At 51.0% G+C, this 16,437-nt stretch carries 14 protein-coding genes and 1 pseudogene; 10 read left to right on the top strand and 5 right to left on the bottom strand.

Annotated elements, in window-relative coordinates; genetic code table 11:
• Positions 1 to 354: pseudogene (locus ACVBEF_RS16615) on the top strand (hypothetical protein); the annotation flags it as partial.
• Between the two features lie 103 nt (positions 355 to 457).
• The gene (locus ACVBEF_RS16610) at positions 458 to 613 is read left to right on the top strand and encodes a DUF3096 domain-containing protein (protein WP_447125042.1); all 156 of its coding nucleotides are present in this window, start codon (positions 458 to 460) and stop codon (positions 611 to 613) included.
• Here ACVBEF_RS16610 and ACVBEF_RS16605 read toward each other — a convergent pair.
• The gene (locus ACVBEF_RS16605; RefSeq protein ID WP_447125041.1) at positions 610 to 804 is read right to left on the bottom strand and encodes a hypothetical protein; all 195 of its coding nucleotides are present in this window, start codon (positions 802 to 804) and stop codon (positions 610 to 612) included. The two genes, ACVBEF_RS16610 and ACVBEF_RS16605, sit on opposite strands and share 4 nt — an antisense overlap.
• Before the next feature lie 134 nt (positions 805 to 938).
• Here ACVBEF_RS16605 and ACVBEF_RS16600 point away from each other — a divergent pair, with 134 nt between their 5' ends.
• From ACVBEF_RS16600 to ACVBEF_RS16585, 4 genes are all read left to right on the top strand, one after another.
• Positions 939 to 2,309: an MFS transporter gene (locus tag ACVBEF_RS16600; RefSeq protein WP_447125040.1), complete on the top strand. Its 1,371-nt coding sequence runs from the start codon at positions 939 to 941 to the stop codon at positions 2,307 to 2,309.
• 499 nt (positions 2,310 to 2,808) lie between these two features.
• The gene (locus ACVBEF_RS16595) at positions 2,809 to 3,306 is read left to right on the top strand and encodes a dihydrodipicolinate synthase family protein (protein ID WP_447125039.1); all 498 of its coding nucleotides are present in this window, start codon (positions 2,809 to 2,811) and stop codon (positions 3,304 to 3,306) included.
• A gap of 445 nt (positions 3,307 to 3,751) precedes the next feature.
• On the top strand, positions 3,752 to 4,867 hold the full coding sequence (locus ACVBEF_RS16590) for a porin (protein ID WP_447125038.1): 1,116 nt from the start codon (positions 3,752 to 3,754) through the stop codon (positions 4,865 to 4,867).
• Between the two features lie 329 nt (positions 4,868 to 5,196).
• Complete coding sequence (locus ACVBEF_RS16585; RefSeq protein WP_447125037.1) at positions 5,197 to 6,243, top strand: response regulator; 1,047 nt, start codon at positions 5,197 to 5,199, stop codon at positions 6,241 to 6,243.
• Between the two features lie 134 nt (positions 6,244 to 6,377).
• On the opposite strand, the gene ACVBEF_RS16580 is transcribed toward ACVBEF_RS16585, so the two are convergent.
• A complete protein-coding gene (locus ACVBEF_RS16580; protein ID WP_447125036.1) occupies positions 6,378 to 8,705 on the bottom strand; it encodes a patatin-like phospholipase family protein in 2,328 nt (775 codons plus the stop codon).
• Positions 8,706 to 8,904: 199 nt separating this feature from the next.
• Between ACVBEF_RS16580 and ACVBEF_RS16575 the strand changes: the two genes are divergently transcribed.
• Entirely contained in the window at positions 8,905 to 9,522 is a 618-nt protein-coding gene (locus ACVBEF_RS16575; protein ID WP_447125035.1) for a ParB-like protein, read from the top strand.
• A 3-nt stretch (positions 9,523 to 9,525) separates the two neighbouring features.
• Complete coding sequence (locus tag ACVBEF_RS16570) at positions 9,526 to 11,235, top strand: SulP family inorganic anion transporter (protein ID WP_447125034.1); 1,710 nt, start codon at positions 9,526 to 9,528, stop codon at positions 11,233 to 11,235.
• A 136-nt stretch (positions 11,236 to 11,371) separates the two neighbouring features.
• On the opposite strand, the gene ACVBEF_RS16565 is transcribed toward ACVBEF_RS16570, so the two are convergent.
• On the bottom strand, positions 11,372 to 11,848 hold the full coding sequence (locus tag ACVBEF_RS16565) for a CHRD domain-containing protein (RefSeq protein WP_447125033.1): 477 nt from the start codon (positions 11,846 to 11,848) through the stop codon (positions 11,372 to 11,374).
• Positions 11,849 to 12,443: 595 nt separating this feature from the next.
• Between ACVBEF_RS16565 and ACVBEF_RS16560 the strand changes: the two genes are divergently transcribed.
• Positions 12,444 to 14,654, top strand: coding sequence for a TonB-dependent receptor (locus ACVBEF_RS16560; RefSeq protein WP_447125032.1), 2,211 nt, complete (start codon positions 12,444 to 12,446; stop codon positions 14,652 to 14,654).
• A 25-nt stretch (positions 14,655 to 14,679) separates the two neighbouring features.
• Complete coding sequence (locus ACVBEF_RS16555) at positions 14,680 to 15,366, top strand: Fe2+-dependent dioxygenase (protein WP_447125031.1); 687 nt, start codon at positions 14,680 to 14,682, stop codon at positions 15,364 to 15,366.
• Between the two features lie 4 nt (positions 15,367 to 15,370).
• On the opposite strand, the gene ACVBEF_RS16550 is transcribed toward ACVBEF_RS16555, so the two are convergent.
• A complete protein-coding gene (locus ACVBEF_RS16550; RefSeq protein WP_447125030.1) occupies positions 15,371 to 16,243 on the bottom strand; it encodes a copper resistance D family protein in 873 nt (290 codons plus the stop codon).
• Positions 16,243 to 16,437 (bottom strand): copper resistance protein CopC (locus ACVBEF_RS16545; protein WP_447125029.1); only part of this gene is annotated, 195 nt, incomplete at its 5' end. The genes ACVBEF_RS16550 and ACVBEF_RS16545, both read right to left, overlap by 1 nt.

Genomic DNA, 16,437 nt, shown 5'->3' with positions numbered 1-16,437 from the left:
CAGGAAGAGCATCAGCAAGAGCGTGCAGCGCAACCGCAGCCACGTCCGGAGATGCGTCAGCCAGAACGTCCTCCGCAACCGCAGATGCACCAGGAAGAGCATCAGCAAGAGCGTGCAGCGCAACCGCAGCCACGTCCGGAGATGCATCAACCAGAACGTCCTCCGCAACCGCTGATGCACCAGGAAGAGCGTCAGCAAGAGCGCGCGCCGCAACCGCAGCCACGTCCGGAGATGCGTCAGCCAGAACGGCCTCCACAAACGCAGCAGCACCCACAAGCACCGAATAACCATGCTGAGCCGCACGAGGACGATCATCACCATCCGGACAAAAAAAATGAGCCTAAGCACGAGTAAGGGATTGGCGATGAACGTACTATTACGCCATATGCGAATCGATGATTTTTCATGCATCGAATAGCGTCATTACAATCCTTCTCATTTTAACGAGGCTGCCTTTATGAATATTCACATCACGATGGTTCCGTTGTTTTCCCTGATTGCTGGAATTCTTATTTTAGTGATGCCCAGATTGTTGAACTTTATTATTGCCATTTATCTGATAGCAATAGGCCTGATCGGACTGTTTGGCGGCAGTCATTTTCATTTGTATTAAAGAACGCTGATCTCCAGATTTGATCCGCCATTGTCTGCCGTCTGCCCTCTGCCGTTTGTTGTTTGTTGCCGATAACTGTGAAGGTTGTCGGCAATGCCCCCATCCTCTATGACTGCCTCAAAATCGGCTTCTTTTTCTTTTAGCCTAGCCGCCTGCCTGTCTGCCTGAAAATCCCAAGCCGTCTTAGCCAAGGTGCGTACCTTCTACGACGCAAATCCACACGTTAGTGTCGTTATCTGAACGGCAATATATATTTATATAAAACAAACTAAAACAGGGGAAAAGTTAATCTACGAGGGGAAGTGCTATGGACGGAAATGTATCAATGCATCTCGGGCGCGGTCCGCAAGCGGCGGCACGGCTGGAGCGCTTGCCGATCAGTGGTTATCACAAAATGATTTTCTTTATCATCGCGTTGGCATTTTTCTTCGATTCGATTGATCTCGGCATGATGACTTTTGTATTGGGTTCTATCAAAACGGAGTTTGGTTTATCGACTCAGGCAGCGGGCGCACTGGCGAGCATGAGTTTTGTTGGCATGGTGTTAGGGGCGGCGATGTCGGGGATGTTGGCTGATCGTTTTGGGCGTAAGCCGGTATTCCAGGTCAGCATGATTATTTGGGGAGTCGCCAGCTATTTGTGCTCGACCGCACCGGATGCATTTACCCTTGGGGCCTATCGCTTTCTGCTGGGACTGGGCATGGGGATGGAGTTTCCGGTAGCGCAAACCTTGATGTCAGAATTTATCCCTGCTAAAGCACGCGGCAGATATGTGGCGTTAATGGATGGTTTCTGGCCGTTGGGATTTATTACGGCCGGATTGATTTCCTATTTTGTTCTGTCTTCTTACAACTGGCGCAGCGTCTTTGTGGTACTCGCCATACCGGCATTATTTTTGTTGGTAGTGCGTCGTTTCATTCCAGAGTCGCCGCGTTGGCTGGAGCATGCCGGACGCCATGAACAAGCCGAGGCGGTCTTGCAAAAATTCGAGAACAAAGTAAAGCAGAGTCTCAAACTCACTACCTTGCCGGAGCCGGTCTGGTCGCCTCCGACGACTACATCGGCGGCGCGTCGTACCAATTCTTTCATGGCACTTTGGTCGCCGCAGCATCGCACGCGCACCATCATGATTTGGGGTCTATGGTTTTTTGCGTTGCTCGGCTTCTATGGTTTAACGACGTGGCTTGGGGCTTTGTTGCAACAAGGCGGATTTGCCGTGACGAAATCGGTGATGTACACCGTATTGATTTCCTTGGGCGGGATTCCCGGTTTTTTGACTGCGGCATGGCTAGTCGAAAAATGGGGGCGTAAGCCGACTTGCATAGCGTCGCTGATGGGCGCTGCACTCATGGCTTTTCTATACGGAAAAAGTGCCATGAGCGGACATGAAAACGCCTTAATTGCGACCGGTCTGTGCATGCAGTTTTTCTTGTTCGGTATGTGGGCTGTGCTCTACACCTATACGCCCGAGTTGTATTCCACCGGCGTGCGTGCGACGGGTTCAGGCTTTGCTTCTGCCATCGGCCGCGTAGGTTCCTTGCTGGGGCCGTATATTGTCGGCGTGGTGTTGCCGACTTGGGGACAGGGTGGGGTGTTTACAGTGGGCGCGTTATGCTTTTTGGTTGCCGCTGCGCTAGTATTTTTTATGGGAATTGAGACGCGGGGTATGGCGTTAGAGGCGTTGTCTGCCGATTAGTGTGGAGCGTAAAACTAGTTCGCCAAACCGATCTGTATCCAGTTCGGTTTGGCTTTTTTATGTCGATGCTTCATTAGAAATACATTAGTCATTTTTACGCAATGGATACATTGCTGCGCATCATTTTTAGACAATCTTTACGTCTGATCTATTAATTTTTCTTCCATGATGATCACGGAAGAGGGCTATAGATGAATAAGACGACACAGCAATGTTCAGAGCAATTTTTGACGTTACGCCACTATCTTTCTCGGCCCCGAATTGCCGACACAAAATTCACCCTGCATGTGCCGCCACAGCGTCTTCAGTACTCTCTCCAAAGGATAGGCGTTGAGCCCGGCTTAGCGGTTTTTTCGACTCCGCAATCCTCTGCAACAACGTATCCCCAGGCAGGTTTTTTCTGACGAAAATGCAGTCAATCAGAACTGCATCATGCACCTGACTATTCCGACTTATTGTGTCACGCAACTGCGCCGTGTCGTGATCAGTGCGTGCGAAGATGCGGTGGCATTCATCCGCATACAACCAAAGTAGCGGCGATGTTTTGCAATTGACAGAGGTGATTAAAAATACGGCGTTGCAGGCTTTATGTGGTGACGACACACTCATGTTGACGACATTTTTGTTGGGCGGGGACGGTGCTCTTTCTACCGCAGCGTATATTCGTCCAGATTTATATGTGCGTATGTACGCGTTGATGCAAGCCGGAGAAGTCGCCCGGGTGCGTGCTATTTTCGATGATCTGTTGCCGTTGATTCGTCTTCTGTTTTCGGAGCCAAATCCTGGGCCGATTAAGGCTTCGCTGGCTTTGCAAAATAGGATAGAAGATACATCACGATTACCGATGACGACGATGTCGGCATCTGGTCGACGCAGATTAGCCATCGCGTTGGAGCGGGTGATGGATTTGCCGCGCTATTTAGCGCCAGTCGATGCCGGAGCGATTGTGATTACTGATGAATACAAAATGTTCAGGCGAAAAATGGCGATAGTTTAGTTTGTTGTGCCGTCACGTCGATTTTCTGTATTTATATCAATATTTTTCCAAACGGTCGGCACTGTCCGACCTGAGAAATTTCTGATGCGGAGTGGACTGCAAACTAACGCATGCCGTCCTTACTTATCGCGTAATTCAAAATCCAACCTCATACGTGTGTTTTTAAAAAACGGATGCGCCATTACCAGCATAGCCGCGTACCCTTAGCGCTTCCTGATCGTTCAACTCGATTGAGCGCGTTTGACACTATTCATGTTCCCGACTCAGGGAATGCCGGCCATTTCAACCAGTGTTTTATTTGTACAACAAAGCCTACTTTTGGGAAAAATCCCAAATTTGGTTGGAATTTCTTTGGGGATAATCGCCCAGCACAAAACGGCTGATATTTTTCGTATCCGATGTGCGGATTCTTAAAACGGCACTCTCAACTTAATAAAGAATATCCATGAAAAAATCACTTATTGCATTGGCAGTACTTAGCGCAACTGCTGGCCTGGTTCAAGCACAGTCCTCGGTCAACATCTACGGTATTGTCGACACAGGCATTACTTATTCGAACAATATCGAAAAAGAAGACGGCACAGGAACTGGTAGCAAATTCAGTATGAATTCCGGTGTCATCCAAGGTTCGCGTATCGGCTTTAAAGGCACTGAAGATCTGGGTAGCGGTTTGAGCGCTATATTCCAAATTGAAAGCGGTTTCGATAACAGCACCGGCGGAGGTGCTCAAGGCAAGTTTTTCAATCGTAAATCGGTTGTCGGACTCTCAGGTGGCTTCGGTACGGTGTTGTTTGGTAATCAAACCGACATGCTAGACGATGCGGGCGCACTGACCTCAAACCAGGATTTCGGTTCTATTGTCAGCAAGACCACGCATAATTTAAATCGCCTGGGTGGTGCACGCGTAAGCAATTCTATTCGTTACAACACGCCAGAGATGAAAGGTTTCACCGGTAGCGTAATTTATGGTTTAGGCGAGCAAGCTGGTAAGGTCAGTGCAGGGCAATCCTTCGGCCTTGGTGGTATCTACAAGAACGATGCACTGGCACTATATGCGGGTTACTTCCAGTCTAAATTTGGCAAAAATCCTAGTGATTCATTGGTTGGCCAATTAGTGGCATTAGGCGAGTATGAAGGCGTTGATTTGCCTGCCGATGGCACGACTGCAGCCAAGACACTTAGTCTGGGCGGTAGTTACGAAGCTGGTCCAGCGCGTATTTACAGTAACTGGTCACGCGTTAAAGTGCCAACAGTGGGACGTCAGGACGTATACGAAATCGGTACTGATTATGCTCTGTCAGCACCGCTGCATCTGCTGGCTAGCGTTCAACACGTTCGTTACACATCCGAGTTGGATAGTTCAAGCAAAAAACCTAATACGAATCAACTTAACCTCGGTGTTGATTACTTTTTGACCAAGCGCACTGACGTCTACGGCTTCCTGTCTTATGCAAAGGGATCGCACGAATCGCCAGTCGGAGTATGGGATGACGCAGCGACTAAGCCCAATGGCAGCAGCAAGCAAACTTCGATGAGCGTTGGTATTCGTCACAAGTTTTAATGTAGGTTAGTTGGTCGGACAATATAACGGTCCAGATTGGTTAAGTATGAAAATGGCGTACCTGAAAAACGGTGCGCCATTTTCTATTTAGTCTGCAATTTTGCATAAGTCCTAACAACAAGCATAGCTCCAAAAGTCTCATCAGGATGAAGTTTGATAGTTGTGTTTTTATGCCAGGTGCTGCTTAAAAATGGGTAACTTAATAATGCACACTGCATCGAGATTGATTACTTTTGTGCTGCATCGATAGAGCGTATTTACTCCATATTTTCTCTATGGATAGCAATTAATTGGATGGCGCATATCCAAAGAAATGTGTTGAATAAATATTGCAAAGATTTGTCCTAAAGAGATATCCCGTGACGATTAAACATATAAGAATTTTGGTTGCAGACGATCACCCTGTTGTTGCAGTTGCAGTGACACAGCAACTCAATCGCCATCCAGGATTTAGCGCTTACGCGCCGGTAGCCAATTCGACTGAACTATTTGAGCGATTAAGCGTGATCGAGGTTGATGTACTAGTTGCCGACTACGCTATGCCAGGTGGTGACTTTGGAGACGGCTTGACGATGCTCAAACGTGTACGCGATAAGTATCCGCACATTTGTATCGTCGTATTTACTGCCCTCAATCGTCTGGGCATTGTTGCAGCGCTTGAATTTAATGGTATTAATTCCATCATTAACAAGGCCGATGACGTCAATGAACTCATTGTTGCAATTGATCGTGCGCTGCGCGGAGATGGCTATCTCGGGCGCAGTATTCGTGAGATAGGTCGTCAATCGAAGGTTTTTTGCAAAAGAGGCCTCGTGGCATTATCGCGTCGCGAGGCTGAAGTGCTGAGGTTATATCTCGCAGGCCATAGCGTGAGTGAAATAGCCGCTGCACTCAAGCGCAGTGCCAAGACAATCTACAATCAAAAGCGTGCGGCGATGGCAAAACTGCTGTGCAAAACGGACGCCGAATTATTTAGCCTTCAAGCTGTTGGCGGTATCGCCAGAGAGTTCAATACAGTTGAATTAGTTGAGGCAGAGGACTCTTCCAAGTCCGTTAGTAATAATTTACGTCTGAAGATGGTGGCCTTAACTGACGCCGAACTTGATCGATGTGCAATCGCCATCCAAGCCTCAGATGCAGAGGAAATTGCATCATTGGCTCATCGCATGCGGGGATCTTTTTTGGTCATAGCCATGCCACATCTGGTCGCTCTCTGTGCGCAACTGGAGATCGCTGCATCTACTGGAAACATCGACCGTGCGCCGCTGTTACTCACGGAGATACAGCAAGAGTGGGAAGGGTTGCGGCATACTTTTGATTACCCCTATGAAAATAGGCAAAACGATTCTATACCTCCCGATACGTTAGCCAAATAAAGCAAGATATCTGATGTACCTGCCTCGAATTCGTACGTAAAAGTACCGTCAAGTAATACACCAACAATGCGTCAGATAGCACCGAGTATTCCTCCGATAATAAAAAACAGACCATAGAGGATACTCATTCCGCTTTAAAACACGCGCCCTAATTGCAAGTAAAGATTCCACACACCTTGTGGCGCCACAGCTAGCCCGAAATACACTGGGCCGATCAAACTGTTGCCGCCTAAGAACATACTGATGCTTTTTTTGTATGGCCCTTTATTGACGTTGTCGCGGGTCTGCCAGACATCTCCCATTTCCAGTGAGGTTCCGAAAACCGGATTACTCAGTCCCGGTAGTCTGATTTTTTGTAAATTATTCAGATAAGTTACCCTGCCGTAGAGCAAATAGTTACCGGTAAACTGATCGGGTGCATAAGCCGATAAATGCTGGAAGCCACCCAACGTAAATCCTAATCCACCGCTGCCGATACTATCGTTATTGTTATTGCCGTACACGCTTGCGCCTTCTAACGCAAAATTGACTGTGTGGCGGCCGGTACTGATGGCCCACAATGCTTTTATCTGTGCGTCGTTGTAACGGTTTTCTGCACCGCCAAATGCGACGTTAGTCACCGCCGATAAATAGTAGCCTTTACGTGGAAATAGGGCGTCGTCAAGTTGATCGATGGTGACCTGGGCACGTGCCGTGGCTTGGCGGATACGCTGGGACTGGAAGATATTTAAAAAGTTATAAAAAGGATGACCGCTGAGTTCACGATAATTAACGCCTGCACGGAACTCTCCCAAACGACCAATCGGCATACCGAGATCCACCCCGGCGGTAGCACTGGTGATGACATAAGAAGTTGTTGGAACAGTGTCGGCGTTAGGGCCTTCATCGGAATAAATATCCACGCGCCGGCGGCTATATTCTGCATAAGGTGCAAGGTACACGCCCAGCGTATTCCAAATAGGCTGGCGCAACTCGGTATGCCAATTGACTTGTTTGTCGCCTAGTACGATATCGTTGCGCCACTCCAGACCGCTTTGGGTCAGCCATGGGAAGCGGTGCCCGATTTGCAGATTGAAGCCGCCACCGGCGTCAAAGCTATTCGACACACCAAAACCAAATAATAAGAATTGCGGCCCCCATGTTTTTGCCTCAGCATCAATTTTCAGGACAGTGCGGTCATCTTTTACCCCCATTTCTTGCGTCACGCTTTTGAAGTCGCCGTTGGTGGTGAGTCGCGCCAATTCTTGGTTAATGTTGCTGACATCGTAGCGATCACCCTCACGTACATCAAGCTGGCGCTGCACGACGGTGGCAGGGACTGGTCCTTTGGTTGTGATCTCGATGGCGTCAATGCGCGTATCGGCCGTGAGTATATTGATGGATGTATTACCTTTGTGCCGCGCTGCCAGATAGGCTGCCCATTGGGCCTCAGGCAAGGCCAGGGGCATTAATTTCGGGCGCAGGCGCTCGGTCGCCTCTCTACCCGCATTGATACCATCCTTCCCGCGTGAAAAATCGGTGAAAGACAGATTGCCTAATTCCGGTTCGATCAGGACGTCGTTCTTGTTGAGTAAGGCCTTTTGCGCCTTGACGTTCTGGCGGATCAAAATAGTCACCATCTGCTGCGCTACTGCAGTAGGGGAGTCTATATTTTCAGGGTCTTGCAAAGGGGTTGCGATATTGACCGCAATGATGATATCGGACCCCATGTCACGCGCTAGCTGGACCGGCAAATTGCTGACTAAGCCGCCATCGACCAAGGTGTGGCCATCAATTTGAAACGGCGCAAACAAACCGGGAACGGCCATGCTGGCGCGAATGGCGCGTGGTAATGAGCCCTTTGTCAGGACGACTTCCTCGCCGCTGCCAAGGTCCGTTGCAACCGCACGAAACGGGGTCGGTAACTGGTCGAAAGTGATGTTGGCAGGTAACTGCGCAGTCCAGTTTTGCAGCAGGGTCAATAGGTGATTTCCCTGGACTAATCCGGTTGCTAATTTGAGTTTTCCGTCGCCATATCCGGCCGACAGACCAATCGGATATTGAAAGTTATCTTCGCGTCGCGACTGCGGTAGTTTGGCCCGGTCATTGCGATCAAAGGCGATATCGCTCAGATTGATGTCTGTCAGTTTTTTCTCCAACGCATCGGCTGACAAGCCGCTAGCGTAGAGGCCGCCAACGACCGCACCCATGCTGGTGGCAGCAATATAGTCGATCGGGATATGCAGTTCTTCAAGCACCTTCAATACGCCAAGATGGGCATAGCCGCGCGCCCCGCCGCCAGACAAGACTAAACCGATACGCGGTCGCGTGGCAGCATCAGTTTGGGACTGGTTGGTTATAGTCGGGACGGAGGCACCGTATGCATTGACTGTGGTGAATAACGCAGTCAACAGCAAGGTGAATGCTAAATATAACGATCCGCGAAAGTCAGACGTCAGATGGTGGCGGACAAGGATGCGCATGAATAACCGGAGGGCATAAGTGAAAATGATGAGTGTGCATACTACCTGAATGGGCTAAACGAGACGGTAAATAGATCATCCGGGATTGGATTCGAAAGCCGCTAATCCAGATCATCGTTGTGACATAATTGACAATAATTTAATCGCACCGCAATCCCACGTAATACCGGATCATCCATCTTCTTCACAGGGGTACAGCATGCCAAACGCGCATCCGCAACTCGTTAGCGTTAAGCTGGAAAAATTGCATCCGACGCAGATCACTGTGGGCAAGGAAGAGGTGGCGCGTAAGCGCAAGCAATGGGAGACACTCAGCAAAAAATCTCGGACGGCGGCTTTGGCGCAACATTGGTTCCCTGCGATTTCTGGCCCCGAGGGCGTACATTACATTGTCGATCACCATCATTTCGGCCTCGCATTGATAGAGGAAGAGGTTAAAACAGTATTTTTGTTAATACTCAAAGATCTCTCTTACGTCAATCCAGCACGGTTCTGGACCGTCATGGATCACCATCAATGGGTGCATCCGTACGATGGCAATGGTGTGCGCTGCAAGTTTGATGCAATCCCAAGGCGGCTAGAGCAACTACAGGATGACCCGTATCGCAGCCTTGCCGGAGAGCTGCGGCGCGCCGGTGGATATGCCAAAGAGGTGACGCCGTTTAGCGAATTTCTATGGGCCGATTTCTTTCGCAGCAAAATACCGCTGGTCATGCTTGAGCAGAATTTTGCGAAGGCGATCGTCAAAGCTAAGAAGCTTGCCAGCAGCCAGGATGCACGCTATCTGCCTGGCTGGACCGGCATGATTGCGGATTAACCGATGCGCGCCGCCTATCCACCGTCGGTCTATTCCGGCAGCGACGACCAGCCACATCCAGGCAACGACGGTGATCGGCAACATCGCTGGCAGGATGTCATCGCCGGACTATCGATTGCCGGTTTATTGTTACCCGAAGCCGTTGCTTATTCGAGTATCGGTAATCTGCCGCCGCAAGCCGGAGTCATCGCTTTGTTCGCCGGTTTGCTGTGTTACGGCGTGCTCGGTACCAGTCGCTTCGCCATCGTCTCGGCCACCTCATCCTCCGCCGCAGTACTGGCAGCGGCGAGCGCGTCTATCGCCAATGGCGACAACGGGCTAAGACTGACGCTGGCGATTGGTCTGGTCTTGATCTCCGGGATTTTTTTTATGCTCGCAGCATGCGCGCGCATGGGCAACGTCACCGATTTTATTGCCAAGCCAGTGCTACGCGGTTTCGCCTTTGGACTGGCGATAGTGATCATTCTTAAACAATGCGCCAGCGTCGTCGGCGTCGCGCCTGCGCACAGCGATGTAATCCGCTTTGTGCCTGAACTACTCGCGCACATTGCGCGCTGGAATTGGGCCGGGGTCGGCGTTGCGACCGTCGCCCTGGTGTTGTTATTTGTCTTTGCACAATTCAAACATTTTCCAGGTGGCCTCATTGTCATCGCGCTGGGCATCGCTGCCGGTAAATGGCTGGATTTGCCGCACTACGGCATCGGTCTGGTCGGTACCATCCATCTTCAGTTAGCCACGCCGACATTGCCGTTGCTATCGCGCGCCGAATGGCTACGTCTGGGCGAGCTTGGCTTTGCGATGGTGATGATTCTCTATGCAGAGTCGTACGGATCGATACGCAGTTTTGCCATCAAGCATGGCGATAATGTGTCGCCCAATCGCGATCTGATAGCGCTGGGTGCAGCCAATCTGCTATCCGGGCTGTTTCACGGTATGCCAGTCGGGGCGGGATATTCCGCCACCTCAGCCAATGAGGCCGCAGGGGCCAGTTCGCGCATGGCGGGCTGGGTAGCCGCTCTGGTGGTGCTGGCGATTGTGCTCACGCTATTGCCGAGTATCGCCCTCACGCCGCAGCCGGTATTGGCGGCGATTGTGATCCACGCGGTCAGTCATACCTTAAAGCCAGCCTTATTTCGGCCCTATTTTGTTTGGCATCGGGACCGATTCGTGGTGATTTCAGCCGTCATTTGCGTGTTGTTGTTGGGCGTATTAGATGGCTTATTAGCCGCCATCGGGATCAGTATTGTATTGGTGTTGCGGCAGTTTTCTGCATCCTCGATTCTGGTCTTGGGTCGCCTTGGAGCAAGCCATAATTATGTCAACATGGCCACCTATCCCCAGGCGCAAGCAGTGCCGGGCATGCTGATTTTGCGCCCCAATGAACCGCTATTCTTTGCCAACGCGGAGCGGATTCTGAGTCAGGCGCGGCGCGTCATCGCCACGTCCGATCCGGCCACGCATACCGTCATTCTCAGTTTGGAAGAGTCGCCCGATCTGGATAGCTCCAGCATTGAGGCGTTAGAGGATTTTTATCGATTTATCAAAGGCAGTTGCGACGGTAAGCGGCTTTTGTTAGCGCGCCTCAAAGGGCCTGTATTTGAGGTGCTTAAACGGCTTGATCCAACGATTATTCCCCCGGCATCCCTGAGCAGTCTTAGCGTTGACGATACGGTACGCATGGCGCAATCGGACCCGGATGTTGAGATCGGATAAAGATAGCTCAAACATTGCAACCGCTATCGACCCTGCATGGAAATCAAAAGCGACGACGACCACCAAATGGTGATCGTCGTCGCTTTTCTAATCGTGCGTTCGCATAGCGCTTATCGCCGCGCTTTTTGAATGCCGATTACTTCGTTAGTTGCGCCCGGATTTCGCCACCCGGATGCGCTGCGCTATGTACGTTGACGTAGAGGTTTCCGGCCAAAAAGTCAGCATATTGCGCATCGCTCAACACGGCTCCGGCTGGCACGGACCAGGTGTTATCCGCTGTCTTGCTCAGCGGCACGATCACCGGGCCATTGACGCCAGCTGCGCCGTCATGGATGTGCGCTGCTTTGCCATCAATTCCGGTCGTGGTGATATTACCGCTCACGGATTTATTCGCCCCCACCATGATCTTCACGACGCCACTTGCTGCAGAGTCATTGGGCGGCACCTCATGCGCGCCATTGAGTGTGGGTTGCATGGTCTGGCCCATCATTCCCATTTCCATGGGAGCTGGCTTGGCAGGTTTGTCTGGTGAGGCGCAACCGGTTACTGCCAGCGTCACCAACAAGACGGAGGCGAACAAATAGGGCTGATTCGAGATTTTTCGCGTAAACATCATGATTTCCTTTTCGGTTTAGATAGGCGATACAACTAAGCAATTATTCAGTTTTTTAACTGACGTTCCGTTGTAAAAAAACAACTACTAAAAAATTCAGCTCAAGAAAATGTTTTTTAATGTATTTCTTTTTTAGAAACTTAACGCGTTTTTTGTACTAAAAAAAAGCATGGACCAGCGCTCCTGTTTCATCCGTGCTGAGTGAAAATGCGGTCCACATTTTCAGACAATGGTTGTTAATCCTACGTCATTAAAATAAACACAATTCGATGTTTTAAAAATAAATATTTTGCACCATATTTGTGCGCCTTATTTTCAATTGACAATAAGAATCATTCCCATTAAATTCTCGCTTAATTCAGCAAAAATAAAATATTTCCTACAGATTATTCTTCCATTCGTACGCTCAATGCGCGTTCTGTTAATGGCTTTCGGTATCGACATATTGCTGCGTCTTTTTATTACTTTTTGAAATCATAGTCAGCCAACTGGGTTTTTTACATTGATCCGGCCAGCCAGCCAATCGCTATAACGTAATGACCCATAGTGTGCGATGACATCGCGCACAACACTGACTAATATCAAGGATCAAGTAATGAACCGACGTCTCACGCCATTGGCAGCCGCTTTGCTGGCAGCCTTTGCTGCGCCAGTAGCACTGCAACAAACCGCCTACGCACAATCGACCCCGGCAGCACAATCAGCGCCAGCAGCAGGCTCGCAGAGCGAAGCCTCACTGCCGGAAGTCACGGTCAATAGTAGCGCTGATAAAACCGATTACAACCCCGTGGTCAGCACCGTGGGCGGCAAGGTCGCTACTCAGATTCGGGATATTCCACAGTCCGTTAATGTCATCAATCGCGCAGTGCTCGATGCCCAAGGTGTAGCGTCCTTGCAAGAAGCCCTGCGCAACGTACCCGGTATCACCATCGGCGGCGCAGAAGGCGGGCAGATCGGTAACAACTTCAACTTGCGCGGTTTTAGCGCACGTACCGACATGTATCTGGATGGATCGCGTGATCGCGGTCAGTACTATCGCGATACCTATTATCTGGAATCAGTTGAAGTGCTCAAAGGTCCTTCGTCGATGTTGTTTGGTCGCGGTTCAACGGGCGGTGTGATCAATCAAGTCAGCAAAACCCCATTTTTGACCGATGCCAATCAAGTCACCGCCAGCGCGGATACCAACGGCGGTGTGCGCTCGACAGGCGACTTTAATCGCAAGTTGTCTGACACTTCGGCATTCCGCGTTGAGATGATGGCGCAAGATGCGAAGACAAACCGTGACCAGATGAGTAATCAGGATTTCGGCGTTGCGCCTTCCTTGCGTTTCGGCATCGGTAAGCCTACTGAAGTGACTGTGTCGGCCCTGATTTCGCATAACCATGACATGCCCGATTACGGTATCTCGGCGGTCAATAATCACCCGATCAATGTTCCGCGCAATACGTTTTACGGCCTCAATGATGATCGTACGATCCAGGATGTCGCCATCCTCAGTGCTCGCGTTGAGCACAAAATCAATGAGAACCTGACCTTCCGTAATCAGACCCAATTCAGCGATTACAAAACCGATGCGCGTGAGACTGCGGCAAACAATGTAGGCACGATGAAAAACGGGGTATTCACCGCCTTACCGACAGTGCTGCTAGGGAATACAACAGCGCTGCCGTTAAGCCAGCTATACGCCAAACTGGCCAGCCATGATCGCAATATTCATGACCAGACGATCGACAATCAGACCGATCTGATAGCCAAATTCGAGACCGGTTCGCTCAAGCACACGCTGATCCTCGGTACTGAAATCAGCCATGATGAATATGACAATGCCGGTTATACCCGCAACGGTTTACCGATTGTTTCGCTCATTAATCCGGTCTATCAATCGCAGCCTTCAAATGTTACGACCACTGTTGGCAATCACGTCAAATCCAGCGCCAATGCGTTGGCGGCATATTTTAATGACACCATCGAGCTTAATAAGGAATGGAAGTTGGTCGGCGGCCTGCGTTGGGATCGTTATCAAGCTGAGTTGAACAATAGCATCGCCACCGGCACACCACCCTTGACGCGCGCCGATCAAACCGTGAACTTTACCAGCGTGCGTGCTGGCCTGATTTATCAGCCGACCAGCGCGCAATCCTACTATGCGTCGTACGGCACCTCGTTTAATCCCTCGCTGGAACAATTGACAGTGACTTCCGGTTTGCAAGGCGTTGCGCCAGAGAGCAACAAATCGTATGAAGTCGGCGCCAAATGGGATCTGTTCAATGGTGATCTGTCACTCACATCGGCGCTCTTCGATATCGAAAAAACCAACGCTCGCTCGCTCGTTACAACCGGTGTGTATCAACTTGATGGCGACGTACGTGTCACCGGTTTTGAGCTTGGTGCAAGCGGTCGCATTACCCCGCAATGGCAAGTCCTTGCTGGCTATACCCATCTGAACCCAACCGTGATAAAAGCCTCAACAACGGATGGCACACAAGGTAAAACGTTGGCCAATACGCCACGCGATAATGCAACTTTGTGGTCTACCTATAACCTGAGCAAGATCTGGGAAGTTGGCGGCGGCATGCTGTATATGTCCAACCGTTTTGCCAGCAACACCAACGTAGTTGCTGCTGGTGGTTACACCCGTTGGGATGCAACGGTGGCCTTCCATCAACAGAAGTACGATGTACGCCTCAATCTGCTCAATGTGACCAATAAGTACTACATTGATGCACTGATTCCTTCCGATGGTGGTCGCTCCGTACCAGGTGTTGGTCGTACTTTATTAGCGACGGTCGACTATCGCTTTTAATGGTCTAAAGAAAGGTAATCGTCCCATGCTGCTACAAATCCCCGCCGTATTGAACGCCGAACAGTTGCATCTTGTCCGCGATAAACTCAACGCCGCCGGGGATGCGTGGGTAGATGGTCGCGCTTCAGCCGGTCATCAGGGCGCGCAGGTCAAACGCAATCTGCAAATTAACGAGCATGCGTCGATTGCCATTGAACTGGGCGACCTTATTCTCGCTGAACTGGAACGTCATCCGTTGTTTATCAGCGCCACGTTGCCGCATCACGTCTACCCGCCGATGTTCAATTTGTATCAAGGCGGGATGGCGTTTGGTAGCCACGTCGATGGCGCAATACGTCAGATTCCCGGTAGTCGGGCCAAGATCCGTACCGATATCTCGGTGACTTTATTTTTGAGCGACCCCGATACCTATGATGGCGGCGAATTGCTGATTGAAGATACCTACGGTTTGCACACCATCAAACTTCCTGCCGGTCACATGATCGTCTATCCGGCCAGCAGTTTGCATCAGGTCAATCCGGTGACACGCGGCACGCGTCTGGCGTCATTTTTTTGGGTGCAGAGCATGATTCGCGACGATACCCAGCGAACCTTATTGTTTGATCTCGATAGCGCCATTCAACGCCTCACGCAAACTGGCGCCGATGCGCATGCGCTGGTGCAACTGACGGGCAGTTATCACAATTTATTGCGAATGTGGACCGATCTGTAGTCGCTTATTGTGCTGGCATGGTGGTTCCCAGCTTGGCCGCGATCGCCAGCACGACTAGCAGCAACACCATCTCAATGAACAATATTCGCCTGAATCCGCCAGCGCCAGCCGCGTTGTCGTCATCGAGCTGCGCTAACCAATACCAGCGATTACGCACGCCCAGCGCGGCTGCAAGCGCCACCGCAATCAGCTTCGCCAGCAATATCCACGCATAAGCGGAATCCCAGATATGGCTAGCCTGACCCAGAGTGCGCGCTATATTAAATAATCCTGTACCGACGACCGCCACCAGTGCCAACGTCGCCACTTCCGATAAACGATGCGCCAAAGCACTGCGCTGTTGCAACGGCCAGCCAGACCAGTCTGGCGTGAGCAACACGCAGACCACCACGGCACCAGCCCATGCTGTTGCCGCCAGCACGTGCAGGGTATGAATGACAACCGCAATGCTGAGAAAACCGTGATCCGCCGCGTGCCCGGTTGCCGCCCGTGCCAGTGAAAACCCCATCAGGCCCAGCGTCAACACCGTATTCCGGGCAGGCAATGCCACGCTAAAAGCGCTCACCATCAATGTGATCCAGGCCGCCAGGGCGACCCACAGCATTGCACCGAAATGCGACTGCGTCAGTACCAGCCAAAGTGAGGCAGGCAGGTCCGCCAGAGAGGTCTGCGTCATGGCAACCGTGCCAGCGCACCAATACCCGACTAGCCCGAAGCCAAGCAGGCTGCAAGCCTGGCGGCACATGCTAGTGAGGCGAGCAGCGTGTGCTGCCGATAAAGCAGCTGGTCGCAGCACAGCAACGCCGACGGCGATTGCCAGCGCCGTATTCAATACCGCCGCCATCAGCGGTTGCAGCCAGTCTGCGACCAGATCCATTAATTCACCGTGAAGTGATAACTACCTTGCGTGCGATGACCATCCTCGGCCACCGCAACCCATTTCACCTGATACATCCCGGCGGGCAATGTGGGCAACGGCACACGCATGGTTTTGTGCGTCGCGCCATCAAGCTCGGCTTTGGCGCTAGTGATCGGCTTACCCTGCGCGTCGCTGACAACGATGCTGCTAAA

Source organism: Glaciimonas sp. GG7 (assembly GCF_052976905.1).
Note: the sequence above shows the minus strand (reverse complement) of the source record. Positions and strands in the feature narration are given on the sequence as shown.

What these genes read in the sequence shown, in the direction of transcription:
- ACVBEF_RS16610 (WP_447125042.1), top strand. Translation starts at nt 458, where the DNA reads ATGAATATTCACATCACGATGGTTCCGTTGTTTTCCCTGATTGCTGGA.
- ACVBEF_RS16600 (WP_447125040.1), top strand. Translation starts at nt 939, where the DNA reads ATGCATCTCGGGCGCGGTCCGCAAGCGGCGGCACGGCTGGAGCGCTTG.
- ACVBEF_RS16595 (WP_447125039.1), top strand. Translation starts at nt 2,809, where the DNA reads ATGCGGTGGCATTCATCCGCATACAACCAAAGTAGCGGCGATGTTTTG.
- ACVBEF_RS16590 (WP_447125038.1), top strand. Translation starts at nt 3,752, where the DNA reads ATGAAAAAATCACTTATTGCATTGGCAGTACTTAGCGCAACTGCTGGC.
- ACVBEF_RS16580 (WP_447125036.1), bottom strand. Translation starts at nt 8,705, where the DNA reads ATGCGCATCCTTGTCCGCCACCATCTGACGTCTGACTTTCGCGGATCG.
- ACVBEF_RS16575 (WP_447125035.1), top strand. Translation starts at nt 8,905, where the DNA reads ATGCCAAACGCGCATCCGCAACTCGTTAGCGTTAAGCTGGAAAAATTG.
- ACVBEF_RS16570 (WP_447125034.1), top strand. Translation starts at nt 9,526, where the DNA reads ATGCGCGCCGCCTATCCACCGTCGGTCTATTCCGGCAGCGACGACCAG.
- ACVBEF_RS16565 (WP_447125033.1), bottom strand. Translation starts at nt 11,848, where the DNA reads ATGTTTACGCGAAAAATCTCGAATCAGCCCTATTTGTTCGCCTCCGTC.
- ACVBEF_RS16560 (WP_447125032.1), top strand. Translation starts at nt 12,444, where the DNA reads ATGAACCGACGTCTCACGCCATTGGCAGCCGCTTTGCTGGCAGCCTTT.
- ACVBEF_RS16555 (WP_447125031.1), top strand. Translation starts at nt 14,680, where the DNA reads ATGCTGCTACAAATCCCCGCCGTATTGAACGCCGAACAGTTGCATCTT.
- ACVBEF_RS16550 (WP_447125030.1), bottom strand. Translation starts at nt 16,243, where the DNA reads ATGGATCTGGTCGCAGACTGGCTGCAACCGCTGATGGCGGCGGTATTG.